1 rRNA gene is annotated in these 244 nt (G+C 49.2%); it reads left to right on the forward strand.

The window, feature by feature from the left end:
- Positions 1-124 precede the first annotated feature (124 nt).
- Positions 125-242 (forward strand): 5S ribosomal RNA (gene rrf / locus DWX00_RS19440).
- The last annotated feature ends 2 nt before the right edge of the window (positions 243-244 follow it).

Here is a 244-nt window from a genome sequence, read left to right on the forward strand (position 1 = left end):
GAAGAACAAGTAAAGAATGGGTTTCACTGTTTAGTTATTAAGGAACGGCAGAAGAGACAGAGACATAAGAAACAGAAACGAAAGATGCCGCAGACTTTACAGTTTCAAAAACTGGATAACTACTGCTGGTGGCGATGCGCTTAGGGGACACACCCGTTCCCATCCCGAACACGATGGTTAAGACCTAAGCGGCCGATGGTACTGCACTGGAGACGGTGTGGGAGAGCAGGTGGCTGCCAGCTTC

The sequence above is a fragment of the Blautia sp. AF17-9LB genome (assembly GCF_003479185.1).
GTDB classification, from domain to species: Bacteria; Bacillota; Clostridia; order Lachnospirales; family Lachnospiraceae; genus Fusicatenibacter; species Fusicatenibacter saccharivorans.